General features: G+C 70.0%; 23 protein-coding genes and 1 pseudogene. 10 read left to right on the forward strand and 14 right to left on the reverse strand.

The genetic code is table 11. The annotated features are described in order from the left end of the window. Nucleotides 1-60 precede the first annotated feature (60 nt). Entirely contained in the window at nucleotides 61-999 is a 939-nt protein-coding gene (locus PGB34_RS19410) for a LysR family transcriptional regulator (RefSeq protein WP_271429758.1), read from the reverse strand. Nucleotides 1,000-1,109: 110 nt separating this feature from the next. On the opposite strand from PGB34_RS19410, the gene PGB34_RS19415 reads away from it, so the two are divergent. The 4 genes from PGB34_RS19415 (at nucleotide 1,110) to PGB34_RS19430 (ending at nucleotide 5,838) form a co-directional block, all read left to right on the forward strand. Then, on the forward strand, nucleotides 1,110-2,312 hold the full coding sequence (locus PGB34_RS19415; RefSeq protein ID WP_271429759.1) for a 3-hydroxybenzoate 6-monooxygenase: 1,203 nt from the start codon (nucleotides 1,110-1,112) through the stop codon (nucleotides 2,310-2,312). Nucleotides 2,313-2,354: 42 nt separating this feature from the next. Further along, nucleotides 2,355-3,344, forward strand: coding sequence for a Bug family tripartite tricarboxylate transporter substrate binding protein (locus PGB34_RS19420; RefSeq protein WP_271429760.1), 990 nt, complete (start codon nucleotides 2,355-2,357; stop codon nucleotides 3,342-3,344). Between the two features lie 69 nt (nucleotides 3,345-3,413). Continuing rightward, nucleotides 3,414-4,385: a Bug family tripartite tricarboxylate transporter substrate binding protein gene (locus tag PGB34_RS19425; RefSeq protein WP_271429761.1), complete on the forward strand. Its 972-nt coding sequence runs from the start codon at nucleotides 3,414-3,416 to the stop codon at nucleotides 4,383-4,385. Between the two features lie 85 nt (nucleotides 4,386-4,470). Continuing rightward, nucleotides 4,471-5,838, forward strand: a complete 1,368-nt coding sequence (locus tag PGB34_RS19430; protein ID WP_271429762.1) for an FAD-dependent oxidoreductase — start codon at nucleotides 4,471-4,473, stop codon at nucleotides 5,836-5,838. 25 nt (nucleotides 5,839-5,863) lie between these two features. Here PGB34_RS19430 and PGB34_RS19435 read toward each other — a convergent pair whose 3' ends face one another. After that, on the reverse strand, nucleotides 5,864-6,307 hold the full coding sequence (locus tag PGB34_RS19435; protein WP_271429763.1) for a helix-turn-helix domain-containing protein: 444 nt from the start codon (nucleotides 6,305-6,307) through the stop codon (nucleotides 5,864-5,866). Nucleotides 6,308-6,374: 67 nt separating this feature from the next. After that, nucleotides 6,375-7,337, reverse strand: a complete 963-nt coding sequence (locus PGB34_RS19440) for a hypothetical protein (protein WP_271429764.1) — start codon at nucleotides 7,335-7,337, stop codon at nucleotides 6,375-6,377. 222 nt (nucleotides 7,338-7,559) lie between these two features. On the opposite strand from PGB34_RS19440, the gene PGB34_RS19445 reads away from it, so the two are divergent. From PGB34_RS19445 to PGB34_RS19455, 3 genes are all read left to right on the forward strand, one after another. Beyond that, complete coding sequence (locus tag PGB34_RS19445; RefSeq protein ID WP_271429765.1) at nucleotides 7,560-8,447, forward strand: acyl-CoA thioesterase; 888 nt, start codon at nucleotides 7,560-7,562, stop codon at nucleotides 8,445-8,447. Between the two features lie 215 nt (nucleotides 8,448-8,662). Further along, the gene (locus PGB34_RS19450) at nucleotides 8,663-9,895 is read left to right on the forward strand and encodes a branched-chain amino acid ABC transporter substrate-binding protein (RefSeq protein WP_271429766.1); all 1,233 of its coding nucleotides are present in this window, start codon (nucleotides 8,663-8,665) and stop codon (nucleotides 9,893-9,895) included. Between the two features lie 95 nt (nucleotides 9,896-9,990). Further along, nucleotides 9,991-11,448 (forward strand): SulP family inorganic anion transporter, encoded by a 1,458-nt coding sequence (locus PGB34_RS19455; RefSeq protein ID WP_271429767.1) that lies wholly within the window; start codon nucleotides 9,991-9,993, stop codon nucleotides 11,446-11,448. Nucleotides 11,449-11,462: 14 nt separating this feature from the next. Here the strand turns inward: PGB34_RS19455 and PGB34_RS19460 are convergent, their stop codons facing one another. The 6 genes and pseudogenes from PGB34_RS19460 to PGB34_RS19485 all read right to left on the reverse strand — a co-directional run bounded on the left by PGB34_RS19460 (nucleotide 11,463) and on the right by PGB34_RS19485 (nucleotide 17,086). Beyond that, nucleotides 11,463-12,191, reverse strand: a complete 729-nt coding sequence (locus PGB34_RS19460) for an ABC transporter ATP-binding protein (RefSeq protein ID WP_408647924.1) — start codon at nucleotides 12,189-12,191, stop codon at nucleotides 11,463-11,465. Beyond that, nucleotides 12,188-12,958: an ABC transporter ATP-binding protein gene (locus PGB34_RS19465; RefSeq protein ID WP_271429857.1), complete on the reverse strand. Its 771-nt coding sequence runs from the start codon at nucleotides 12,956-12,958 to the stop codon at nucleotides 12,188-12,190. The genes PGB34_RS19460 and PGB34_RS19465 overlap by 4 nt, the downstream gene beginning before the upstream one ends. Nucleotides 12,959-13,054: 96 nt before the next feature. Further along, nucleotides 13,055-13,966, reverse strand: a pseudogene (locus PGB34_RS19470) (branched-chain amino acid ABC transporter permease); the annotation flags it as partial. After that, nucleotides 13,963-14,883 carry a branched-chain amino acid ABC transporter permease gene (locus tag PGB34_RS19475; RefSeq protein ID WP_271429858.1) on the reverse strand — a complete coding sequence of 307 codons (921 nt, stop codon included), beginning with the start codon at nucleotides 14,881-14,883 and terminating at the stop codon, nucleotides 13,963-13,965. The pseudogene PGB34_RS19470 and the gene PGB34_RS19475, both read right to left, overlap by 4 nt. Continuing rightward, nucleotides 14,880-16,088 carry an ABC transporter substrate-binding protein gene (locus tag PGB34_RS19480; protein WP_271429768.1) on the reverse strand — a complete coding sequence of 403 codons (1,209 nt, stop codon included), beginning with the start codon at nucleotides 16,086-16,088 and terminating at the stop codon, nucleotides 14,880-14,882. The genes PGB34_RS19475 and PGB34_RS19480 overlap by 4 nt, the downstream gene beginning before the upstream one ends. 104 nt (nucleotides 16,089-16,192) lie before the next feature. After that, the gene (locus tag PGB34_RS19485; RefSeq protein ID WP_271429769.1) at nucleotides 16,193-17,086 is read right to left on the reverse strand and encodes a DMT family transporter; all 894 of its coding nucleotides are present in this window, start codon (nucleotides 17,084-17,086) and stop codon (nucleotides 16,193-16,195) included. 113 nt (nucleotides 17,087-17,199) lie between these two features. Here PGB34_RS19485 and PGB34_RS19490 point away from each other — a divergent pair, with 113 nt between their 5' ends. The 3 genes from PGB34_RS19490 to PGB34_RS19500 are packed head-to-tail and all read left to right on the forward strand — an operon-like array spanning nucleotide 17,200 to nucleotide 19,231. Further along, a complete protein-coding gene (locus PGB34_RS19490; protein ID WP_271429770.1) occupies nucleotides 17,200-18,159 on the forward strand; it encodes a hypothetical protein in 960 nt (319 codons plus the stop codon). 33 nt (nucleotides 18,160-18,192) lie between these two features. Next, on the forward strand, nucleotides 18,193-19,023 hold the full coding sequence (locus PGB34_RS19495) for an enoyl-CoA hydratase (protein WP_271429771.1): 831 nt from the start codon (nucleotides 18,193-18,195) through the stop codon (nucleotides 19,021-19,023). 37 nt (nucleotides 19,024-19,060) lie between these two features. Further along, nucleotides 19,061-19,231 carry a sporulation protein gene (locus PGB34_RS19500; protein WP_271429772.1) on the forward strand — a complete coding sequence of 57 codons (171 nt, stop codon included), beginning with the start codon at nucleotides 19,061-19,063 and terminating at the stop codon, nucleotides 19,229-19,231. A 30-nt stretch (nucleotides 19,232-19,261) separates the two neighbouring features. Here PGB34_RS19500 and PGB34_RS19505 read toward each other — a convergent pair whose 3' ends face one another. From PGB34_RS19505 to PGB34_RS19525, 5 genes are all read right to left on the reverse strand, one after another. After that, nucleotides 19,262-20,836, reverse strand: coding sequence for a sensor histidine kinase (locus PGB34_RS19505; RefSeq protein ID WP_271429773.1), 1,575 nt, complete (start codon nucleotides 20,834-20,836; stop codon nucleotides 19,262-19,264). Beyond that, nucleotides 20,833-21,507, reverse strand: a complete 675-nt coding sequence (locus PGB34_RS19510) for a response regulator (RefSeq protein WP_271429774.1) — start codon at nucleotides 21,505-21,507, stop codon at nucleotides 20,833-20,835. Before PGB34_RS19510 ends, PGB34_RS19505 begins: the two co-directional genes overlap by 4 nt. 81 nt (nucleotides 21,508-21,588) lie before the next feature. Further along, complete coding sequence (locus PGB34_RS19515) at nucleotides 21,589-22,953, reverse strand: adenylosuccinate synthetase (RefSeq protein ID WP_271429775.1); 1,365 nt, start codon at nucleotides 22,951-22,953, stop codon at nucleotides 21,589-21,591. Nucleotides 22,954-22,958: 5 nt separating this feature from the next. After that, a complete protein-coding gene (locus tag PGB34_RS19520) occupies nucleotides 22,959-23,939 on the reverse strand; it encodes a VWA domain-containing protein (protein ID WP_271429776.1) in 981 nt (326 codons plus the stop codon). A 29-nt stretch (nucleotides 23,940-23,968) separates the two neighbouring features. Beyond that, on the reverse strand, nucleotides 23,969-24,940 hold the full coding sequence (locus tag PGB34_RS19525) for a protein kinase family protein (protein ID WP_271429777.1): 972 nt from the start codon (nucleotides 24,938-24,940) through the stop codon (nucleotides 23,969-23,971). Nucleotides 24,941-25,012 lie beyond the last annotated feature (72 nt).

Here is a 25,012-nt window from a genome sequence, read left to right on the forward strand (position 1 = left end):
GTGGAACTTCCGGAATGCGCCGCCCCGGCGCTTCCGGATGGTCAGAACGGCAGCAAAGGGTTAACCCTGGGGGTCGACGGCCACCGGCGTGCCGCCGGCGGGCGGGGCATGGCCCGGGAAGAGCTGGGCCAGGGTGCGCCGCAGCCAGGCGTTGCCCGCGTCTTCGTGAAAGCGCGTGTGCCAGTGCTGCTTGACGGCGTAGGAGGGCAGGGCAAAGGGCGGCGCCAGCAGCCGGACCTTTTCCTGGGTGGCCAGGATGTGGCCCAGCGCGCTAGGCACCATGGCGATCAGCTCGGTGCGCGCGACGATGCGCGCCACGCTCAGGAAGCTCGACAGGTGCACCGCCACCTGCCGCTGCACGCCCAGCCGCGCCAGGTTCTTGTCGACGATGGCATGGCCCGTGCCCGAGGAGGCCACCACCGCGTGGCCTTCCAGCTCGAAGCGCTTGCGCGTGAGCCGCTGGCCGATGCGCGGGTGCGCGCTGGCGGCCAGGCACACGAAGTTCTGCATGAACAGCTTCTGCTGGTAGAAGCCCGCGTCCAGCTGCGGCATGAAGCCCACGGCCAGGTCCAGCGCGCCTTCTTCGAGGCGCCGGGCGCTGGCGTTGGAAATGATCTCGGTCTCGATGTGCACGCCCGGCGCCTGCTGGCGCAGGTGCCCCAGCAGGGTCGGCAGCAGCACCACCTCGCTGATGTCCGTCATGCAGATGCGAAAGCTGCGTTCGGCGCGTGCCGGGTCGAAGCCGCGCTGGCTGCCTCTGGCCTGCGCAAGCTGCGCCAGCACCTCGCTCAGGTGCGGGTGGATGCGCTGCGCATGGGGCGTGGGCAGCATGCCCTGGGCCGTGCGCGTGAACAGGCGGTCGTCGAAATGCGCGCGCAGCTTGTTGAGCATGGTGCTGGCCGCGGCCTGGGCGATGCCCAACCGCTCGGCCGCGCGCGACACGCTGCCGGTGCGGTAGACCGCATCGAACACCGCCAGCCATTCCAGATCGAGGCGCATCTCCTTGAACCACTATCTCGTTTCGAGATAAAGAGTATCCGCTCTGTGCGCTTGATCGGATAGTGGGGCCTTGCGAACAATGCGGGCAGCATCCACACAGAGACATTGCGATGAGCCAGACTGAACTTGAAAAACTGCCCGTGCTGGTGGCCGGCGGCGGCATCGGCGGCGTGGCCGCGGCGCTGGCGCTGGTGCGGCGCGGCTTCGACGTGCAGGTGCTGGAGCAGGCGGCCCAGCTGGGCGAGATCGGCGCCGGCATCCAGCTCGGGCCCAATGCCTTCGCGGCCTTCGACGCCTTGGGCATCGGCGAGATCGCACGCTCGCGCGCCGTCTACACCGACGAGATGGTGATGCACGACGCGCTGGACGAATCCCTGGTCGGCCGCATCCCCACGGGCGAGGCCTTCCGCCAGCGCTTTTGCAATCCCTATGCGGTGATCCACCGGGCCGACGTGCATGGCTCGCTGCTCGAAGGCGCGCAGGCCACCGGCCGCATCGAGATCGCCACCGGCACCACGGTGCAGCGCGTCGAACAGGACGGCGCGGGCGTCACCGTGCTGTGCGCGGGCGGCCGGCAGTTCCGCGGGCAGGCGCTGATCGGCGCCGACGGCGTGAAGTCGGCCGTGCGCCGCCAGTACGTGGGCGACGAGGCGCGCGTCTCGGGCCATGTGGTCTACCGCGCGGTGGTGGAGCGGGCGGACTTCCCGCCCGACCTGCGCTGGAACGCGGCCAGCATCTGGGTCGGCCCCAACTGCCACCTGGTGCATTACCCGCTGCGCGGCGGCGAGCAGTACAACGTGGTCGTCACCTTCCACAGCCGCGAGCAGGAAGAGTGGAGCGTGCGCGAGGGCAGCCGCGAAGAGGTGCTGAGCTACTTCGAAGGCATCTGCCCGCGCGCGCGCCAGCTCATCGAGCTGCCCAAGGACTGGAAGCGCTGGGCCACGGCCGACCGCGAACCCATCGCGCAGTGGGTCTTCGGCCGTGCCGCCTTGTTGGGCGATGCCGCGCATCCCACCCTGCAGTACCTGGCGCAAGGCGCCTGCATGGCGATGGAAGACGCCGTGACGCTGGGCCAGGCGCTGCGCGTGCATCACAACCGCTTCGACGCCGCTTTTGCGCTGTACCAGCGCTCGCGCGTGGCCCGCACGGCGCGGGTGGTGCTCTCGGCGCGCGAGATGGGGCGCATCTTCCACGCCCACGGCGTGGAGCGGCTGGTGCGCAACGAGCTGTGGAAGGACCGCACCCCGGAACGCTTCTACGATGCGATGGAGTGGCTCTACGGCTGGACGGAAGCCAACTGTCTGGCCGAATAGAAAAACCAACGAGCGATCATCAAAGAAACCTGGAGACAAAACATGCTGAACACGAATTCGCGCCGCAGCGCGCTGGCGCTGGGCCTTGCGCTGCTGGGCGGCGCCGCCTTCGCGCAACCGGCCGCGGCCGACTTCCCCACCAAGCCCGTCACGCTGATCACCCCCTTCGCCGCCGGCAGCGGCCCCGACGCCGTGCTGCGCCTGGTGTCGGACAAGCTGGGCCGGCTGTGGAACCAGCGCGTGGTGGTGGACAACAAGCCCGGCGGCGGCGGCTTCATCGCCATCGACCAGGCACGCCGCGCGGCCCCCGACGGCTACACCCTGCTGCAACTGGACAGTGAGCACATCGCCGCGCTGCCGCACCTGTACAAGTCGCGCAACTTCAACACGCTGCAGCATTTCGACCCGGTGGCCTCGCTGTTTCGCACGCCCTTCTTCGTGGCCGTGGGCAGCGAGTCCAAATACAAGACCATGGGCGAACTGATCGCCGATGCCAAGAGCAGGCCTGGCCAGGTCGTCTACGGCTCCTGGGGCGTGGGCAGCCCGGGTCACCTGGGCGGTCAGCAGATCGACGCGCTGACCGGCACGCAGATGCAGCACGCGCCCTACCGCGAGGTGTCGCAGCTCTATGCCAACGTGGGTTCGGGCGAAGTGCCCTGGGCCTTTGCCAGCATCCCGTCGAGCCAGGGCATCTACAAGGCCGGCAAGCTGCGCTACATCGCGGTGGCCGCCGCCAGGCGCATCCCGCAGATGCCCAACGTGCCGACCATGGGCGAGGCCGGCGGGCCGCAGGGGCTGGAAGTCAACTCCTTCGTCTCCATCGTCGCGCCCAGGGGCGTGTCGCCGGCCGTGCAGGCCAGGATCAACGCCGACGTGGCCAAGGTGATCGCCGACCCCGAGATCCGCGCCCGCTTCGACACCTTCGCCTTCGAGCCGCTGGCCTGGTCGCCCGAGCAGATCCGGCGCGAAGCCGAGGCCAAGTCGCGCGTCTATGGCGACCTGGTGCGGCGCGGCAACATCAGCCTTGAATGAAACTGCCGGTTCACATTTCCTCCATGCCGCATAGACTCTGCGGCTTTGTCACATCTGGTAGCCACTGACATGCTTCTGAGCCGCAAAGCCTTCCTGCTCTCCGCCCTCGCCCTGGGCACCGCCGCCGCGACCGGCGGCGCCCAGGCCCAGGCCTGGCCCACCAAGCCGGTGCGCCTGGTGGTCGGCTTTCCGGGCGGATCCACGCCCGACATCGCTGCGCGCGTGATCGCCGAGCCGCTGGCCAAGGCGCTGGGCCAGCCCGTGGTGGTGGACAACCGCGCGGGCGCCTCGGGCAACATCGCGGCCGACATCGTGGCCAAGGCCACCGACGACCACACGCTGGGCATCGTCATCAACGGCAACCTCACGTCGTCGAAGATGCTCTACCCCAAGCTGCCCTACGACCCGGCCAAGGACTTCAGCTACCTGTCGCTGATCGCCACGGCGCCGCTGGTGCTGGTGGCCACCAACGACATGCCTGAGGGCAAGGCCTTCCTCGACGCGGCCAAGGCTTCGGGCAACAAGTGGAACTACGGCTCGGTGGGTGTGGGCTCGGTGGGCCATCTGGGCATGGAGCTGCTCAAGAGCCGCGTGCCGGGCTTCCAGGCCGAGCATGTGCCGTACCAGGGCAACCCGCAGGTCGTGACGGGCATGCTGGGCGGCCAGGTGCAGATGGCGCTGGTGCCCCCGGGCATCGCGCTGCCGCAGGCCCAGGCCGGCAAGCTCAAGGCCGTGGGCCTGACCAGCGGCCGCAGCACGCTGGCGCCGCAGATCCCGCCGCTGGCCGACATCGGCGTGCGCGACTTCAACCTCGAGGTCTGGACTGCGCTGCTGGGCCCGGCCAACCTGTCGCAGGCGGCCAAGACGCGCATCGGCGAAGAACTGGCGCGCATCATGCGCACGCCCGAAGTGCGCCAGTCGCTGTTCGACAAGGGCTGGCAGCCCGTGGGCACCTCGCCCGAAGGCATGCGCCTGCGCGTGCAGGAGGAGGCGGCCATCATGACCAAGATCATCCAGACCCGCGGCATCAAGATCCAGTAAGCGCCGGCCCTGCTGGCGTGGGGCTTCGCGGCATCTGCACCTGGCAGATGCGCGAAGCCTTTTTTGTTTTTTCGGAGTGAATGCGATGACTTCTTCCCTGCATGAACCAGCCCGCGAGCTGCCGGTCTTTGGCGAGTACGACGTGGTGGTGGTGGGCGGCGGCCCGGCCGGCATTGCGGCGGCCGCCAGCGCGGCCAGACATGGCGCGCGCACCCTGCTGGTGGAGCGCTACGGCTTCCTGGGCGGCATGGGCACGGCCGGCGGAGTGACCAACTTCGCGGGGCTGTACGGCAAGCGCGGCGGCCAGATGCAGCTGCTGGTGCGCGGCGTGGCCGACGAGCTGCTGGCGCGCATCGACGCGCTGGGCGGCCTGAACAAGCCGCAGGACGGCATGGGCGGGCGCATCCGCGTGCGCTCCTACGACACCTCGATCTACAAGATCGCGGCCGACCAGTTCATGGTCAGCGCGGGCGTGGACCTGCTCTTCCATGCCTGGGCCGCCGCGGTGCTGACCGAGGGCGAGGGCGCAGACCGACGCATCGCTGCGCTGGTGGTCGAAACCAAATCGGGCCGCCAGGCCATCCGCGCCAGGGCGTTCATCGACGGCAGCGGCGATGCCGACCTGGCGGCCTTTGCGGGCGTGCCCTTCGAGCTGGGCGACGGCGCGGGCAGCGGCCTGTTCCCCACCACCATGTTCCGCGTCGGCCAGGTCGACGCGCAGCCGGCGCTGGCGGCCGTGGGCGAGTTCAAGGCCATCAACGACGTGATGGCGCGCGTGCAGGCCGACAAGCCCGGCGCCTACCGCTTCCCGCGCGAAGGCGCGATCCTGCGGCCCAACATCGATCCGCGCGAATGGCGCGCCAACGTCACGCAGATCCGCAACGCGCAGGGCAAGGCCATGAACGGCGTGGATGCGCGCGAGTTCAGCGCGGGCGAGGTCGAGGGCCGGCGCCAGATCGCCGAGTACTTCCGCTTTCTCAAGGCCGAGGTGCCGGGTTTTGCGCAGGCGTCCATCGTCGAGATCGCGCCCCAGGTGGGGCTGCGCGAGACGCGCCGCATCACGGGCCTGTATGCGCTCACGGGCGAGGACATTCTTTCGTCCGCGCGCTTTGAAGACAGCATCGGCCTGAACGCCTGGCCCATGGAACTGCATGCCGACGGCGGCGTGCAGTGGGCCTTCCCGCGCGACGAAGCCAATGCCTACAACCACCTGCCCTGGCGCATGCTGGTGGCACAGGGCGTGGGCAACCTGCTGGTGGCGGGCCGCTGCGCGAGCATGACGCACGAAGGCCAGTCGGCCGCGCGCGCCAGCGGCGGCTGCTTCGTGATGGGGCAGGCGGCCGGCACGGCTGCCGCGCACCTGGGCGGGCAGGCCCGTTTTGCCGACGTCGACGTGAAGGCGCTGCAGCAGCGCCTCAAGGCCGACGGCGCGGATCTGGACGGCGCGGCCTGAGGCGCGCGCGCGCCGCGGCGGCCGTTCAGGCCGCTTCGTCGCGCTGCAGCTGCGCCGCGGCCGAGGCCTTGGTCAGCGCACGCACGGCCACCAGCTTCTTGAGCTGCTCGGGCCGCGGCCGGGCCTGGCCCTGCTCCCAGTTGTAGATGGTCTGGCCCGAGACCCCCACCAGCTGCCCGTAGGCGGCGGCAGACAGCCCCAGCTTGCCGCGATGGCTGGCCAGGCGGCCGGCGCTGAAGCGGCGCGCGGGGCCTTCGTCTGCGGAGGGTGCTTCCTTGGCGGCGCCGGCCTCCAGGCTGCGGCTGGCGCGGCGCACGGCGCGCTCCAGGTCCTGGATCTGCCGCCGCAAGGCTGCGATGTGGCTGCGCTGCTGGGCGCTGGCCTTGCGCAGCGTTTCGATCTCTGCGCGGACTTCCTTGCGGGCGACGCGGGAAATCTCGGCCTTCAGAAGGGATGCGAGGTTGCTCATGCCTCGCATTTTGCATCGCGCAATTCACAGTCCATGCCATGGCGGCATGAACTGTTTCTCAACGTGCTCAGCGGTAGCCGCTTTCGTTGGGGTTGTGGATGATCCAGATCAGGTTGCCGCTGGTGAAGTCGCCCATGCCGCCGCCCGCGAAGATCAGCCGGCCCTGGCCCTTGTAAGTCATCTCGAAGCGGTGGCGATCGCCGCCGAAATAGAAGGGAATGAAGGCCTTGCCGGTGATGTAGGCGCCCTGGTCGGTCGGGGGGCCGATCAGGTCCGTCACCTGGCGTGCGGGCATGCCGATCTGCAGCCGCGTGAACTTGCTGCCCGGGCCGGGGTTGCCCGTGATCTCGCCTTCGTAGTCGTTGATGCCCTTGACGGTGCGGCCGCTGCCGGCCTCGACCTTGGACGAATCGACGACATTGCCGCGCGCGTCCATGCCGGGCTTGCCGGCGCCCACGCTGCCGGCGCCGCCCGATGCGGCAGGCGCGGCGGCGGGTGCCGGTGCAGGTGCCGGCGCGGCGGCCCGTGGTGCGGGCGCAGGGGCGGCCTGCGGGGCATTGCCGGCTTCGCAGCGGGCCAGCTCCACCGTGCGCGTGGCACCTGCAATGCGCACGGCGCGCACCTCGGTGCTCACCGCGCCGCCCTGGAAGCCGCGCTCGCTGCGCAGGCAGCGGAAGAACACGTTGTCGCCGGCCTGGACCATGTAGCTGCCGGCCGGCGCGCCGCGGCCCGAGGCGCGCTGCAGGTCCACCGTCACCAGCTGGCCCACCAGTTCCTGGCGCGCCTTGGCGATCGGGCCCTTGACGGTGCTGCTGATCTCGGCATAGCCCATGCCGGCCGGCGCGGCCGGTGCCGGCGCGGGCGCGGCGGCAGGCGCCGGCGCGGCTGCGGGTGCCGCTGCCGGGGCGGCCGCGCTGCCGGCCGTGCCGCCGGAGCCGGAGGCACAACCGGCCAGCACCAGCGCGCTGGCCAAGGCCAGGCTCAGGCCCGTGAGAGAAAGGGGAGTCTGCTGAAACTGCTGATGCTGCATGGTCGGTTCTTTCCGCAGGAGCTGTTGCGTTGGGACGGAAGGCGCACCGCGACTTCGCGGCGACGGCATTGTGCCCAAAAGCGATGGCGGCGCACCCCGCGTTTTTCACGGGCGGCCCGGTTGTGTGCGCCGGCGGCGGCGAGCCTGCACAGCCTGCAGGACAGCGCCGCGGCCCGGGCTTTGCTATGTTCAGGCATTCTTTTGCTGACTGCCTGCGACACGATGACCGAGATTCCCACCACCGCCTGCCTCGTCGAGGACCTGGTTGCCCTGATGCGCCTGGAGCAGGTGGCGCCCGACCGCTTCCGCGCCCAGAGCGAGGACCTGGGCACGCCCGCCGTCTTCGGCGGCCAGGTGCTGGGCCAGGCCCTGATGGCCGCCAGCCAGACCGTGGACGCCGACCGGCCCGTGCATTCCATGCACGCCTACTTCCTGCTGCCGGGGGAGCATGCGCCCATCGACTACAGCGTGGACCGCGTGCGCGACGGCCGCAGCTTCACCACCCGCCATGTGCTGGCCCGCCAGGAGGGGCGCATCATCTTCGAGATGGCCGCCTCCTTCCAGACCGTGGACCAGGGCCTGGAGCACCAGCTCGAGATGCCCGCCTTGGCCGGCCCCGAGAGCCTGCCCAGCGAGCTGGAGCAGCGCCTGGCCATCGGCGACCGGCTGCCCGCGCGCTGGCGCGTCAAGGGCACGCAGCCGCACGGCATCGAATACCGCCGCGTGGAAGACGACGACCTGCTGGCCCCCGTGCCGCGCGAAGGCGGCAGCGCGCTGTGGATGCGCGCCGTGGCGCCGCTGCCCGACGACCCCATCGTGCACCGCGCGCTGCTGGCCTATGCCTCCGACCACGGCCTGCTGCGCGGCGCCATGGTGCCGCATGGCTACAGCTTCCTCTCGGGCCGGGTGCGCGCGGCCAGCCTGGACCATGCCATGTGGTTCCACCGCGATTTCCGCTTTGACGACTGGCTGCTGTACGTCATCGACTCGCCCAGCGCCAGCGGCGCGCGCGGCCTGTGCCGCGGCAGCGTGTTCACGCGCGACGGCCGCCTGGTGGCTTCCACGGCGCAGGAAGGCATGCTGCGGATCCTCGAAAAACCCATGCTCTGAGCCAGTGGCCGCGCGCCCGTTCGCGCGGCTGCCACGCCTGATGAATGGCGGACCATGCACCGAATGAATGGGCCGCCGGCCGCGAAGTCGCCTGCATGACTTCGCGCGGCCGGCTGCGGGTGATGTACTGCGAGCGCGCTTTTTCTTTCGGCTGCACGGCCGGGGCGCAGGGCTTCATGCCCCATGAACAACACATCGCAGGAGACAGCATCACCATGTTCAGACGCGCAAGCCGCGCGGCCCTGGCCGCCGCACTGACCTCTCTTCTTGCCGCGCCCGTGCTGGCGCAGATCAAGGTCGCGTACATCGACCCGTTGTCGGGCCCCTTTGCCAACGTGGGCGAGCTGCAGCTGCAGCACTTCCAGGCCGCGGCCGCGCAGATCAATGCCAAGGGCGGCGTGCTGGGCCAGAAGATCGAGATCCTGCCCTTCGACGGCAAGTCCAGCGCCAACGAAAGCGCCAGCGCGCTGCGTGCCGCCTACGACAAGGGCGCGCGCTACGTGTTCCAGGGCAACGGCTCCAACGTGACGGCGGCGCTGGTGGACGCGGTGCAGAAGATGGTCGCGCGCGGCGAGGAGCCGATGCTGGTCATGAACTACTCGGCCTTCGACCCCGACATGACCGGCCCCAAGTGCACCTTCTGGCACTTCCGCTTCATCCAGAACGTGGACATGAGCATGAACGCCATCACCTCGGCGATCGCGGCGCGGCCCGAGATCAAGAAGGTGCACCAGATCAACCAGGACTACGTGGCCGGCTACCAGGCGCAGAAGGCCTTCCGCGAAATGCTGCCCAAGAAGCGCGCCGACCTGGAGCTGGTGGGCGACGACCTGCACCCGCTGGGCCGCGTGAAGGACTTCGCGCCCTACGCGGCCAAGATCAAGGCCTCGGGCGCCGACACCGTGATGACCACCAACTGGGGCAACGACCTGACGCTCCTCATCAAAGCCATCAAGGAAGCGGGCCTGAAGGTCAACATCTACACGCTGTACGCCAACACCGTCGGCGTGCCCACCGTGCTGCAGGACAGCGGCATCGGCACCGTCTTCAGCCTGTCGGAATGGCATGCCAACGTCGAGAACAACGGCGCCGAGGCCTTTGCCAACGACTTCAAGAAGCAGTTCAGGAACGACTTCCTGCTGCTGCGCGCCAAGACCTCGCTGGAGATGCTGGTCGAGGGCATGCGCCAGGCCAAGTCCGCCAAGGCCATCGACGTGGCGCGCAAGCTGGAGAACATGCGCTACAAGAGCGACGTGGGCGAGGTGTGGATGCGCCCCGACGACCACCAGCTGCAGCAGGACCTGTTCGTGCAGACCTTCGCCAAGGTGGGCGACAAGGGCGTGAAGTACGACCTGGAGAACACCGGCGTGGGCGTGTACACGGCCAAGAAGATCGATGCCAAGGACGCGATGCTGCCCAATACCTGCGACATGAAGCGCCCTTCCTGACGCAGGCCGCGCGCTGAAGGGCGCTTTCTACAATCGCGCCTTCACTGTCCGACGTCCGCTGCACGGTGCCGTGCGCGGACGTCTTCTTTTTCCCCATGTCCGTTTCCCACAGCCGCTGGCGCGCCGAATGGGCGCCCAGCATCCCGCGCGAACTGATGGCCGGCGCTGTCGCCACCTTCGCGCTGATCCCCGAAGTCATCGCCTTTTCCTTCGTGGCCGGTGTCGATCCGTCGGTGGGCCTGTTCGCCTCCTTCGTGATCGGCATGGTCATCGCCTTCACGGGCGGGCGCCCGGCCATGGTGTCGGCCGCCGCGGGTTCGGTGGCGCTGGTGGCGGCGCCGCTGGTGCATGCGCATGGCCTGGCCTACCTGCTGGCGGCCGGGCTGCTGGCGGGGCTGTTCCAGATCCTCTTCGGACTGCTGCGCCTGGGCGTGCTGATGCGCTTCGTCTCGGCCTCGGTGCGCACGGGTTTCGTCAACGCGCTGGCGATCCTGATCTTCGCGGCGCAGATGCCGCACTTCATGGGCGCCAACCTGGCCACCTGGGCCATGATCGGGCTGGGCCTGGTCATCATCTACGGCCTGCCGCGCCTGAGCACGGCCGTGCCTTCGCCGCTGGTGTGCATCGTGGTGCTCACGCTGCTGGCGCAGGCCCTGGAGCTGCCGCTGATGACCGTGGCCGACCTGGGCCACCTGCCCGATTCGCTGCCGCAGTTCGGCTGGCCCACCGTGCCGCTGAGCTGGGAGACGCTGCGCATCATTGCGCTGCCGGCCTTTGCCATCGCCATGGTCGGCCTGCTCGAATCGATGATGACCGCCAGCGTGGTGGACGAGCTGACCGACACGCCGAGTTCGAAGAACCGCGAGTGCAGCGGCCTGGGCGTGGCCAACGTGGCGGCCAGCCTGTTCGGCGGCATTGCGGGCTGCGGCATGATCGGCCAGACCGTGAGCAACGTGCGCTACGGCGGACGCGGGCGGCTGTCCACGCTGTTCGCGGGCGCCTTCCTGCTGATCCTGATGGTGCTGCTCAAGCCCTGGGTCTCGCAGGTGCCCGTGGCCGCGCTGGTGGCCATCATGGTGATGGTCTCGGCCTCCACCTTCGACTGGGGCTCGCTGCGCGCGGTGGTGCGCCATCCCAGGCTATCGAGCGCCGTGATGCTGGCCACCGTGCTGGTGACCGTGGCCACCGACAACCTCGCGGCCGGCGTGGGCACGGGCGTGCTGCTCAGCGGCGTGTTCTTTGCCGTGAAGGTGGCCCGGCTGCTGCAGGTGCAGCGCGAGGCGCTGGCCGACGGCACGCAGCTGTATCGCGTGCGCGGGCAGCTGTTCTTCGCCTCGGCCGACCTGCTGGTCGATGCCTTTGACGTGCGCGAGATCGCGGGCGCGCCGGTGCGCATCGACGTGGCCCAGGCCCATGTGTGGGACATCACCGCGATGGCGGCGCTGCGCCGCGTGATGGAGCGGCTGCGCCGGCATGGCAGCGCGGTGGAACTGGTGGGCCTGAACGCGGCCAGCCGCGAGCTGGCGATGCGGCTGGATACCTCGCTGGATTGATCCGTCGCCCTGGCTCAGACGCCCAGGTAGCGCGCCCAGAGCCCGCGGTCTGCGTCCAGCGCGGCCGAGTCGCCCTGCCACACCACGCGGCCGCGTTCGAGGATCACATGCTGGTCGGCCAGCGGCAGCAGGCGCTGCACGTACTTGTCGACCACCAGGATGGCCTCGCCCTCGGCCTTCAGCCGCGCCAGGCAGCGCCAGATCTCCTCGCGCACCACCGGCGCCAGGCCCTCGGTGGCCTCGTCGAGGATCAGCAGGCGCGGGTGCGTGGACAGCGCGCGCGCGATGGCCAGCATCTGCTGTTCGCCGCCCGACAGCTGATGGCCGGCGTTCGTGCGCCGCTCGGCCAGGCGCGGGAACAGTTCGTACAGGCGCGTGGGCGTCCAGCGCGCGGCCTCGCCGTTGCGCGTGCGCGCAAAGGCGCGCAGGTGCTCGTCCACGCTGAGGTTCGGGAACACATGCCGCCCCTCGGGCACGATGCCCATGCCGCGCCGCGCGATGGCGTCGGCACGCGCATTCGTGATGTCGGCGCCCAGGAACTGCACGCGGCCCGCGCGCGCCGGCAGCGCACCGCTGATCACCTTGAGCAGCGTGCTCTTGCCCATGCCGTTGCGCCCCAGCAGCGCCGTGACCTGGCCGGGCTGCAGCTGCAGGGCTATGCCGAACAGCACCTGGCTGGCGCCGTAGCCGGCTTCGATGCCGCGGGCGTCGAGCAAGGGGGCGGTGGCGGCCTGCGGGTTCATGCGCCTTCCTCCGTCCCCAGGTACACGGCCTGCACGCGCGCGTCGGCGCGCACTTCCTGCACGCTGCCGCTGGTCAGCACGCGGCCCTGCACCAGCACCGTCACGCGGTCGGCCAGGCGGAAGACGGCGTCCATGTCGTGCTCCACCAGCAGCACGGCGCAGCTGCCGCGCAGCGATTCGATGAGCGCGACCATGCGCGCCGATTCCTCGGGCCCCATGCCGGCCATGGGCTCGTCCAGCAGCAGCAGGCGCGGCTTGGCGGCCAGGGCGAGAGCCACGTCGAGCGCGCGCTGCGCGCCGTGCGGCAGGGTGCCGGCCTCGCGCATCAGCACATCGGCCAGGCCCACGCGCTGGGCCAGTTCGTGCGCCTGCGCGTAGAGCGTGGCCTCCTGCGCGCGCGGCCGCACAAAGCGCAGGCTCGAGCCCGCATGGGCCTGCAGTGCGAGCACCAGGTTGTCCTGCACCGTGTCGCGCGCGAACACACGCGTGAGCTGGAAGCAGCGCGACAGGCCCGCGGCCACGCGCTGGTGGTCGGCCAGCGCCGTGATGTCGCGCCCCGCCAGCCACAGGCGACCCGCATCGGGGCGCAGCAGGCCGGTGATCTGGTTGATCAGCGTGGTCTTGCCCGCGCCGTTGGGGCCGATCAGCGCGTGGATTTCGTTGCTCGCGATGCGCAGGTCCACATGGTCGGTGGCCAGCAGGCCGCCGAAGCGCTTGACCAGGCCTTCGATGCGAAAAAGCTCTTGCGCCGCGCGACCTTCGTCCATGCGCGTCGTCGTGACTGTGGCGCTGCCTTCGCCCCCACCCTCTGCCAGCGGGAGCGGGGGAGAGACAGGCACAGGAGGCAAGACCTTGCGCGCGCCCAGCGCCGCCAGCCCACGCGGCGCCCACAGTGCCACCGCCACCAGCAGCAAGCCCAGCGGCAGGTGCCAGTACTCGGCATGCAGCTTCAAGACTTCCTCCAGCAGCAGCCACACGGCCGCGCCCACGGGCCCGCCCCAGCTGCGGCCCATGCCGCCGATCACCACCATCACCACCAGCGTGGCCGACTGCGTCCAGTGCATGGTGGCGGGGCTCACGAAGTTGTTGCCCGCCGCCAGCAGCGCGCCGGCCAGCCCAGCCACGGCGCCGGCCGCCACGAAGGCCACCCACTGCAGCCGCAGCACCGGAAAACCCAGTGCGCGCATGCGCGTCTCGTTGTCGCGGATGCCCATCAGCGCATGGCCGAAGCGCGCGCGTGTGGCGCGGTGCATCAGCCACAGCAGCGGCGCCACCAGCGCCAGCACCACCCAATAGAAGGTGCTCTCGTGGCCCAGGTCCAGGCCCGGCAGCAGCACGGGCCGGCTCATCAGCGTGTAGCCGTCGTCGCCGCCGTAGGCGCGCAGGGCCACGGCGCAGAAGTACAGCATCTGCGCAAAGGCCAGCGTGCTCATGATGAAGTACACGCCGCGCGTGCGCAGCACCACCCCTGCGATCAGGGCGCTGATGCCTGCGGCCACCGCCATCGCGGCGGGCCACAGCAGCCAGGCCGAGGAGAACCCGGCCTCGGTCAGCGCCACCACCGTGTACGCGCCCACGCCGATGAAGCCCGCATGCCCCAGCGCCACCAGGCCGCCGAAGCCGAGGATGAAGTTGAGGCTGGCCGCGGCCAGCGCCACGATCAGCACGCGCCGCACGAAGTTCACGTAGAACTCCAGCCCCAGCAGCGGCGCCACGAGCGGGAAGACCGCCAGCGCGGCGAGCAGTGCCAGGCACAGCAGGGTCGAGCGCTTCATGTGCGGGGAGAGAACAGGCCCGCGGGCCGGAAGATCAGCACGCCCACCATCAGCGCGTACATGGCCAGTTCGGCGAACAGCGGCCCCAGGTCGGCCGCGGTGGCCGGCGGCAAGGTGGCGCGCAAGGCCATGGGCAGGAAGGCGCGGCCGATGGTGTCGACCACGCCCACCAGCAGCGCGGCCACGAAGGCGCCGCGCACCGAGCCGATGCCGCCGATCACCAGCACCACCAGGGCCGGGATCAGGATCTGCTCGCCCATGCCCACCTGCACCGCCACGATGGGCCCCATCAGCGCGCCGGCCAGGGCTGCCAGCGCGGCGCCCAGCAGGAACACGCCGTTGAAGATGCGGCCCACGCGCACGCCCATCCACTCGGCCATGGGCCGGTCTGATGCGCCCGCGCGCACGCGCATGCCGATGCGCGTGTGGTTCACCAGCCACCACAGGCCCAGCGCCACGGCCACGCCGGCGCCGAGGATCAGCAGCCGGTAGGCCGGGTAGGGCAGGCCGGGAATGATTTCGATGGGGCCCGACAGCGCGCTGGGCGTGGGTGCCATCACGGGCGACGGCCCCCAGGCCATCTTCACGAGGTCGTCGGCGATCAGGATCACGCCAAAGGTGGCCAGCACCTGCGCCAGGTGGTCGCGCGCGTAGAGGCGGCGCATCAGCAGCACTTCGAGCAGCAGCGCCAGTGCCACCGTGGCCAGCACCGCAAAGACGATGGCGGCCGTGAAGGAGCCGGTGCGCGTGTGGGCCTCGGCCGCCAGGTAGGCGCCGGCCATGAACAGCGAGCCGTGCGCGAGGTTCAGCACGTCCATGATGCCGAACACCAGCGTCAGCCCGGCGGCCAGCAGGAACAGCATCAGGCCGTAGCCGATGCCGTTGAGCAGTTGCTCAAGAACGAGCGTGCCGGTCACTTCAAGGGGCACTTGGCGGCGTACGAATCGCCGTAGTTCGTCAGCAGTGTGCTCACCGTCTTGTTGGTGATCCTGCCCTGCGCGTCCTTGCCGATCACGCGCAGGTGGAAGTTCTCGATGGGGTAGTGGTTGTTGGCGTACTTGAAGGCGCCGCGCGTGGAGGCGAAGTTGGCCTTCTTGAGCGCGGCGATCACGGCCTCGCGGTTGGCGGCGTTGCCGCCGGCCTGTTTGATGGCGGCGTCCATGGCCAGGATCACGTCATAGGCCTGCGCGGCATACAGCGAGGGGTAGCGGCCGTTGTATTCCTTGCGGAAGGCCTCGACGAAGGCCTTGTTGGCCGCGTTGTCCAGATCGTGCGCCCAGTGCGAGGTGTTGAACAGGCCCAGCATGGGCTCGCCCACCGCGCCGATCACGTCCTCGTCGGCCGAGAAGCCGCTGGTGACCAAGGTGATGTCCTTGGACAGCCCGGCGCCCACGAACTGCTTGACGAAGTTGATGCCCATCGCGCCGGGCAGGAAGAAGTAGACCGAATCGGGCTTGGCCGCGCGCAGCTGCGCAAGCTCGGCCGCGTAGTCGATCTGGCCCAGCTTGGTGTAGAGCTCGTCGGCCACCTGACCCTTGAACTGGCGCTTGAAGCCGCCCAGTGCGTCCTTGCCGGCGGGGTAGTTGGGCGCGATCAGCACGGCCTTCTTGAAGCCCTTGTCCTGCGCGAACTTGCCGGCCGCTTCATGGAACTGGTCGTTCTGGTAGGCGGTGCCGAAGAAGTAGGCATTGCACTGCGCGCCCGCGAACTGGCTGGGGCCGGCGTTGGACGACAGGTAGGGCACCTTGGCCTGGAACAGCGTGGGGCCCACGGCCAGCGCCACGTTGGAGCCGATGGGCCCGGTGAACAGGTCGATCTTCTCGCGCTGGATCATGCGGTCCACCAGCTGCTTGGCCTGGTCCGGGCTGCCGGCCATGTCGGCCTGCACGTACTCCACCGGCTGGCCACCGAGCTTGCCGCCCATCTGCTTGATCGCCAGGTTGAAGCCGTCGCGCGCCTCGGCGCCCAGCGCGGCAAAGGGGCCCGAGATGTCCAGCGCGATGCCGACCTTGACGGGGGCGGCCAGGGCCGCAGCCGTGGCCGCTGCGGCAGCCGTCAGGGTGAGGGCGCGCAGCGTGCGCGGCAGTGAAAAACGCGAAAGCAGCAAAGAGGGGGCGCGCATGGTCACACAGGCTCCTGATGGGACAAGAAGGAACGCCAGCACCAGGCCGGCACGCGACTGTAGCCGCCCATCAACGCAAGCACGATCAGTGCCGGCCCGCAGCCCTATTCCGCCGGCACCGCCTGCCGCGTCGGCCACAGCACGGCCGCGATGGCCAGCACCATCAGCAGCACTGCCGCCCAGTCCTGCCAGTGGATGACTTCATGCAGCCACAGCGCGCCGCTGAACACGCCCAGCACCGGGATGAACATGACGCTGAGCGTGGAGGCGATGGGCGGCAGGCCGCGGGCCAGCACGAACCAGGCCGCGTGCGCGAAGCCGAAGATCAGCACGCCGTTGTAGACGACGGCGCCCCAGGTGGCGGCGCCGGGCGCCTTCCACTGCGGGCGCTCCAGCAGCACCGACAGGAGCGTGAGCACCACGGCCGTGGCGGTGGTCATCCAGAACGACAGCGTGAGCGTGGGCACGGGCATGGCGGTGCGGCGCAGCAGCTGCGTGCCCACGGCCCAGGTGGCGGCGGCCACCAGTGCCAGCAGCACGAAGGCCGGCTTGCCGGCCAGGCCCGTCAGCTCGTGCCACAGCAGCAGTGCCACGCCCAGGCCTGCCGCGCCCACGCCCAGCCAGGCGCGGGCCGACAGCCGCGTGGAAAAAAGCAGGGCGCCGATCAGCGCCGAGAAGATGGGCATGGTGTAGCCCAGGATGGCCGCGCGCCCGCTCGAAAGCTCCTTGAGCGCCACGATCATGCAGGCGTGCCAGACGAACATGTTGGTGGCGGCCAGCCACAGCAGCTCGGGCCAGTGCTGGCGCGGCACCCTGAAGGGCACCTTCATCACCAGCAGCGCCAGGCCCAGCACCGGCACGCCCAGCCACAGCGACAGCATGCGGAAGGTCAGCGGCGGGAAGTCCATCACCCCCAGCTTCATCACCGGCCAGTTCAGGCCCCAGAACAGGGTCAGCGGAATGAGCAGTGCGAACTGGCGCGGCGTGAGGGTGGGCATGCGTTGATTGTGGGGCCTGCGCCGCGGGTGACAGCCTGCGGCGCACACATGGGCCACCATGCGCGCTGTTGTTGTTTGCCTGCCTGAAAGACAGACCCCGGAGACGCACGCGCATGTCCAATCCATTCGGCCAGACGGCCACTTTCCTTGCCGGCCCGCTGCGCCAGCCGCGCCAGATGCTGGCCGACCAGAAATACGACGGCCACAAGTCCATCCATGACGACGCGATGGCCGAGGGCCTGGGCCTGCGGGCCGGCCCCATCGAAGGGCCCACGCATTTCAGCCAGTTCGACCCGCTGCTGTTCCAGACCTTCGGCGAGGAATGGTTCCGCACCGGCTGCATCAGCGCCCACTACCAGAACATGGTGGTGGAGGGCGAATCGGTGCGCGCCTTCGTCGAGCGGCCCGCGCCGGGCGCGAAGTTCGTGCGCCTGTTCGCGCAGAAGGCCGACGGCACGCCCGTGCTCACGGGCAGCGCCTCCATCGGCGACGCCGGCGCGCATCCGCATGAGCTGCAGCAGCGCATCGCCAGGCTGCGCCCGGCCACGGGCCTGGTGATCAACCGCGACCTCAAGGTGGGCCAGCGCGGCGCCAGGCCCGAGACGATCCGCATGGGCTTCGACCAGCACATGGGCGACCACTACCCCTTCACGCTCAACGACAAGCTCAAGGTCATCACCGAGCCCAGCGACTGGTACACGGCCGAAGGCGCAACAAAGACCTCGCCCTGGGGCCGCCCCATCATCCCGACCGAGATGATCAGCGTGCTGCTGGGCTCCACCATTGCGCAGGCCGAACTGGGCGGCCGCAAGCCCGCCGTGGGCCTGTTCGCCGGCCAGGAGATCCGCCTGATCGACGGCCCGCTCTTCGTGGACCAGGACTACGCGCTGGAGCGGGAAATCATCGCCTTGAGCGAGAGCGCGCGCACCGAATCGGTGTGGGTGCGCACCAAGGTCTATGAGCTGCCCACGCGCAAGCTGGTGGCCGAGATGATCCTCAACGGCGCCACCATGAAAGCCTCTTACCCGCACTACGCGCAGGAGGCCCGCGAACTGGGCCTGCCCGTGGCCTGACGCGCAACCTTCCACGCCCAACGCCCAACGCCCATGACCGCTACCGCCCTGAACACCGGCACCCCCGAACTGCTTGCCTCGCTGGAGGCCGGCGTGCTCACGCTGACGCTGAACCGTCCCGAGGCGCGCAACGCCATGACCCGCGCCATGAACCAGGCCCTGGCCGAGCAACTGGCCCGCGCCGAGCTCGACCCCGAGGTCAAGTGCGTGGTGCTGACCGGCGCCGGCAAGGGCTTTTGCGCCGGTGGCGACGTCAAGGGCATGGCCGCCTCGGGCGACGGCACGGTGGGGCCGCGCACCATCGACGAAGCCATCCACGTGCAGCGCGTGAACCAGCGCGAAACGGCCGGGCGCCTGTTCAAGATGCCCAAACCCACGCTGGCCGTGCTGCCCGGTGCAGCGGCCGGTGCGGGCCTGGCGCTGGCGCTGGCCTGCGACCTGCGCCTGATGAGCAGCACCGCCATCATGACCACGGCCTTTGCGCGCGTGGGCTTTTCGGGCGACTACGGCGGCAGCTACTTCATGACGCAGCTGGTGGGCGCGGCCAAGGCGCGCGAGCTGTACTTCCTGAGCGAGCGCGTGAGCGCCGACGAGGCCGTGCGCCTGGGCCTGGCCAACTGGTCCTGCGCACCCGAGGAACTGGGCGCGCGGGCCCTGCAGATCGCGCAGCGCCTGGCCAGCGGCCCCACGGTCGCCTACCGCTACATGAAAGAAAACCTGAACCGCGCACTGGCTGGCGGCGAACTGCACGACTGCCTGGACCTGGAAGCCACGCACCACATCCACTGCGGCCAGACCGAGGACCACCGCGAGGCCGCCCAGGCTTTCGTGGAAAAGCGCGAGCCGGTGTTCAAGGGGCGTTGAGAAGGGGCGCCAAGTCGGTTGGAGGAGAATGCCGCGCATGATGCTGCGCGCCGTTTTTGCTGTCCTCGTGCTGGCCAACCTCGGCTACTTCCTCTGGTCGCGCGCGGACGCATCGGCGCGCCAGGCCGCTGAGCGCGAGCCCCAGCGGCTGAGCCAGCAGATCCAGCCGCAATGGCTGCAGGTGCTGCCGGCCGGGCCCGCGCGCTGACGCGCTTCGCGCCGCGAAGCGGCCTGCGCGCTACGGTTGCGGCGCCCCGTCCGATGTGTCGAAGCGCACCGTGAAGCGCGTGCCCGGCGGTTGCTGCCCCGGGCGGGCATCCTCGAGCAGCACCTGCGCGCGGTGCTGGTGCGCGATCTCGCGCACGATGGGCAGGCCCAGGCCCGAGCCGTCGGCCTCGTTGCCCAGCACGCGGTAGAAAGGCTCGAAGACCAGTTCGCGCTCGGCCTCGGGAATGCCCGCGCCGCTGTCCTCCACCTGCAGCAGCAGCACGTGGCCGAAGGGGTCGGCCAGCACGCGCGCCGTGATCACGCCCGGCGCCGCGGTGGACGAAGGCGTGTAGTTGATGGCGTTGTCCAGCAGGTTGTGGATCAGCTCGCGCAGCAGCGCCGCATTGCCTTCCAGCAGCACGCCGGGCGAGCCCGGCTGCGCGCCTTCGTAGCCCAGGTCCAGCGACTTGTCCATCGCGCGCGGCAGCATCTCGCGCACCAGCTCCATGGTCAGCCGGGCCAGGTCGCAGGGGTGGCGCGACAGCGTGCCGATGCCGCCTTCGGCGCGCGCCAGCGCCAGCAACTGGTTGACCGTGTGCGTGGCCCGCACGCTGGAGCGGCCGATCTGCTTGAGCGATTGCTTGAGTGCCTGCGCATCGGCCGCCTCGCGCAGCGCCAGATCGGCCTGCATGCGCAGGCCCGCCAGCGGCGTCTTGAGCTGGTGCGCGGCATCGGCCAGAAAGCGCTTTTGCGTGGCCATCGAATCGCTGAGCTTGCCCAGCAGCACGTTCAGCGCCGACACCAGCGGCGCCACCTCCAGCGGCACGGTCGATTCGTCGATCGGGCTCAGGTCGTCGGGGCGCCGCTCGCGCAGCCGCTCTTCCACCGCCGACAGCGGCTTGATGCCGCGCGCCAGCGCGATCCACAGCAGCATCACGGCCAGCGGCAGCAGCGCGAACTGCGGCAGCAGCACGCCGGTGATCAGCTCGGCCGCATGGCCGGCCTGCTTGATGCGCGTCTCGGCCAGCTGCACGAGCAGGGTGTGATCGGACGTCGGCCGGGGCGCAGCCCAGTCCTGCCAGTTGGAGCTGTCCAGCGCCAGCCCGTCGGGGCCGAAGCGCAGCGAGGACTTCCCGTCGCTGACCATGCCAGCGGTGCCGGGCGCAGTGGGCGTGGCATCCACGCGCACGCGCAGCTGGGCGATGCGCACGGCCATGCCGTTGATCTGCGCATCGCTGAGGTAGACCACGTCGGGCTGCGGCGTGTCGGACCATTGGGGCGCGGGCATCTGGGCGTCGCCGGCCAGGCGCCGGCCGTCCTCGTCGAGCACCTGCAGCCAGATGTGGTCGGACGCGTCGCCGCGCAGCGCGGCCAGCAGCAGCGGCGTCACGCGCAGCGTGCTGCCCTGCGCATGGGCGCGCACGGCCTCGTCGGCCAGCGCGCGCACGTTGTGCGTCAGGCTGCGGTCGTAGGGCGCATTCGCAATGCCGCGCGCCACCAGCCAGGTCACGCCGATGCTCATCAGCACCACCAGCAGCGCCGGCGCGAGCAGGGAGTCAAGAATCTCGCCGAACAGCGAGTTCTGGGCGCGCTGGAAAAGCTTCACCCCTGGATCTTCTCCAGGCAGTAGCCCAGCCCGCGCACCGTGGCGATACGGATCGGGCCTTTTTCGATCTTCTTGCGCAGGCGGTGGATGTAGACCTCGATGGCGTTGAGGCTCACTTCCTCGCCCCACTCGCACAGCCGCTCCACCAGCTGGTCCTTGCTGACCAGGCGGCCCGCGCGCTGCAGCAGCACTTCGAGCAGGCCCAGCTCGCGCGCCGAGAGCTCGATCATCTTGCCGTCGATGGTGGCCACGCGGCCGGCCTGGTCATACACCAGCGGGCCGTGCTTGATGGCGTTGCTGGTCGCGCCCATGCCGCGCCGCGTGAGCGCGCGCACGCGCGCCTCCAGCTCCTGCAGCGAGAAGGGCTTGGCCATGTAGTCGTCGGCGCCATGGTCCAGGCCCTTGACGCGCTCCTCCACCGAATCGGCCGCCGTGAGCACCAGCACCGGCATCTGCGAGCCGCGCGCGCGCAGGCGCCTGAGGATCTCCAGCCCGTGCAGCTGCGGCAGGCCCAGGTCCAGGATCAGCAGGTCGAATTCGCTGTTGGTGAGCAGCGCCGTATCGGCCTGCGTGCCGCTGGCCACATGGTCCACCGCCGCGCCGCCCGCGCGCAGGCTGCGCAGCAGGGCGTCGGCCAGCACCTGATCGTCTTCGGCAATGAGGATGCGCATGATGCGATGTCTCCTGGCGCGACCGGGGATGTCTGATGCGGCTTTGCCTTGCGCCGTACGACCCGATGACCTTCTTGCTGCTCATTCTAGGAGCGCCGCTTGCGGCCGTGCGCGTACATCCGCATGCGTGGGGCCGTGGCTGCCAAGCAGCACCGGTAGCCCCGTGCAGGCCTCGACGGCCGATTGCCACTGCGCCACGCTTTGCAGCGGCAAGGGGTCGTACACCGGCTGCGCGTTGAACAGCAGTTGCGTCAGGGCCGCGTTGTGTGTCAGGTCGCCGGGCGTGCCAACCGGCAGTTGTCGCAGCAGCGCACCGTCGTCAGGCGCCGCATGGGTCGACCGGTAGCCCGTGCACCAGCGCAACAGCGGCGTGCGCTCGAACACGTCCAGATGGCTGGCCACCAGTCCATCGAGCGTGCCGACGGCGCGGACGGCGTAGGCAAGCAGCACGGCGTCCGGGTGGCCGCGCCGAAATCGGCCCTGCCAGCCCTCGTCGGCGTTGTGTGGCTCGGCCAGCACGTTCAGCGCTTCATCGTGGGTGGGCAGGGGGCCCGCGCCATGTCGTGTGAGGTAGCTGCGCAGCACCCCGAGCCGATGCGCTTGCCGGGTGATGCCGAGGTCCGCCAGCACGGCCTGCACGGCATCGGTGCTCACGCTGCTCCAGGTGGTGTGCGGGTGAAAGCCGTGCCGCTCATCCAGCAACACCCCTTGCGCACCTTCGAGGACCACGGTGCCGGGCCGGGTGAGCCGGTGTGCGATGGCCTCTTTGCTGGCAGGTGGGCAGCCGTGCAGCACGGGCGCGATGGCGTCGAGCCAGCGCTCGGCAAGGCTTTCGTCGCGCAGCACGCGCCACTCGGCCTGCGCGGCGCTGGTGCTGACATGATGCAGGTCGGCGTCGCGCTGCAATGCCTCGCGCAGTGCCGCCAGCTTGGCACGCACGCGCGGCGCAGACACCAGGTCGCCGTAGCGCAGCGCGGCGTCCGGGTCGCGCAGCCCCTGCAGCACCGTTTCGCCGACGCCCACGCCGCAACTCCCGTGCGCTGCACTGCCCCGGGCCCACTCGCGCAAGCGGCCGGCGGCCTGATGCAGCGGGGTCGTCACGCGGCAGTGGGCATCGATGTGCAAGCGTGCAAACGGCTGCACCATGCCCACGGCTTGCAACGCCGCTGCTTCGTAGACCAGTGCATGCGGATGCACGACCACCGGCGTGGCCAGCACCGTGGCCACCTTGCCCGCCAAGCTGCCTGCACCCCATTGCGAAAAGGTGTGGTGCCGCCCATCAGGCAGCACCACGTTGTGGCCGGCCTGCGCGCCGCCGTTGAAGCGAACCACCGTATGCGCGCCCAGGCGGCGGCACAGATAGTCGGTGAACACGCCCTTCCCGCAGTCGCCAAAGCCCAGGCCCAGCAGGGCGATGTAGCGTGTGCTCAGGGGCGGCGCATGCACACTTTTCAGCCGAACAGGCGCTTCCACCAGCCTGAGCGAGCAGGCGCTGAACCGGCCGGCGCCAGTTGCCGTGGCCGCCGCGGCGCGCCGGGCACCAGCGAGGCTGCGTAGTCATCGATGGCCAGGACCACGCGGCCCACGCGCTCACGGGGCACGCCATGGCCCGACATGGCATGCGCCAGCGCGTCCAGGTCGGGCGCCGCCTTTTCGGTGAGCGCCACCAGCGCGGCAGCGACCACGCAGGCGTCTTCCGGCGACCCCATGCAGATCACCTGGTCGCCCAGCAATTCGCGCCAGCGGGCTTCGCAATTCTTGCGGCGCTGGGCATCGGGGATGAGGAAGAACAGGTGGTAGCTCTCCTGCGCAGCGGCGATCACCTCCTCGATCGGGATGTCCTCGTCCAGCTTCTCTCCGAACAGTGCCTCGACCTGGTGGCGCGAGACGGCGCTGTAGGGCAGCTCGTCACCCGTCATGAACAGATAGCCGCGCTTGTGGCGCTTGACGTGGCAGTCGATGTCGGTGTGCTGGGCCAGCGTGTAGAAAGCGAGCTCGTAGCTTTCTTCGCCGGAGCCGCCGCCACCGCTCTCCAGATAGCTGCGCGTGAGCCACTGGTCCATCAGCTCGGCCGTGGTCTCGAACTGCCCCACCTGCAGCGCCGCGCGGTCGGAGTTGGCATCGCCGACGGCCATGAAAAGAATCTGCGGGTCGGCTACCCCGAAGTCCGTCAGAAGCTTCATGAAGGTGGGCAGCTCGCGCGTGGCCAGCTGGCGCGGGATGTCGCCCATGGAGCCGGTGACGTCGAGCGCAAATGCGATGGCCAGCGACTGCGGATGCTCGACGCTGTCGCGCGATTCGCGCACCGTCAGGCCATGCGGGTTCATCAGCGGGTGCGTGCCCCTTTGGTGGAAAACTTCCTGCCCCGGGTTGGCGCTGCGATCAGCCACCAGCGCCGTGTGTGCGGCGTACGAGTAATTGCCATAGCCCATGGTGTGCTCCCTTTGCGATGTGGAAGAAATCAGGCGGTGAGTGGATCGAAGCGGACGAAGCGCGGCGGGCCGAAGTCTGCGCGCGCTGCCTCGCCCAGCGAGGTGGCCAGCGTGGTGGCGCTCTGCGAAGCGGCTTGCAAGGGCGCTTCGCAGCATTGGCGCAGCAGGGCGGCCAGGGCTGGGGGCGTGGATGGGCCCAGTGGCGGCGCCTGCACCGTGCTGCCGGCCAGCAGTGCGCGAACAAGCCACGCACTTTGCGCAATGTCGCGGGCCCGGGCGCGGTCATCACCGCCGGCACCCAGGGCCTTGGCCTTTGACCAGCCGATGAGCATCACGCCGTGGTCGCGCGGGTGCAGCAGCGCGTGGTCCAGGCTGACGTCGCCGTGCGTCCACCCGCTGGCATGCACGAAGCCCAGTGTCTCCAGCAGACGCCGCCAGATCCACACCGCGTGGCGCGCGTCAATGCCGGCAGGCCGCAGGCTCTGCAGGTCGGCCGCGCTGCCCCAATAGCCGGGGGTCTGGCGCATGACGAGCGCTGCACACCGCCGTCCTTCATGCTGCACCGGCCCCGTGCCGAGCAGCGTGGGCAGTCGTGGCACGAAATGGGCTGCTCCGGGCTGGAGGCTGGCGCGCAAGGCCGTGAGGGCTGCAGCCTGAGCGTTGAGCCCCGCATCGTCTGCATGGCGGGCCAGCTTGAAGATCACGCGCCACACAGGGTGGCCCATGCGCTGGGCCAGCAGCACCCGGGTATGCGCGCCGGCACCCAGAGACGTGAGGATGCGGAAGGACTGGCCGTGCCAGACGATGTCATCCTCCGCCGGGGTGCTGATGGCCGGGCGGCTGCGCAACCAGGCCTCGCGAAAGCGCGCCCGCTCCACCGTCGGTTGGCCGTTGCGCAGGACGGCGGCCCCGCAGTGGCTGCACACCACCGTGCGCCAGCGTGCCATCCGCGACAGGGGCGCAGCGCATTGCGGGCAACTCAGGGCGACCAGGAAGGACATGGAAAGACCGTCGGCGTGGGCAGCGTTGGCAAGCCGGGAACGGAAGGGCCCGGCCACGGAGAACCGGACGTG

Source organism: Xenophilus arseniciresistens, from assembly GCF_028023875.1.
GTDB classification, from domain to species: domain Bacteria; phylum Pseudomonadota; class Gammaproteobacteria; order Burkholderiales; family Burkholderiaceae_C; genus Xenophilus; species Xenophilus arseniciresistens.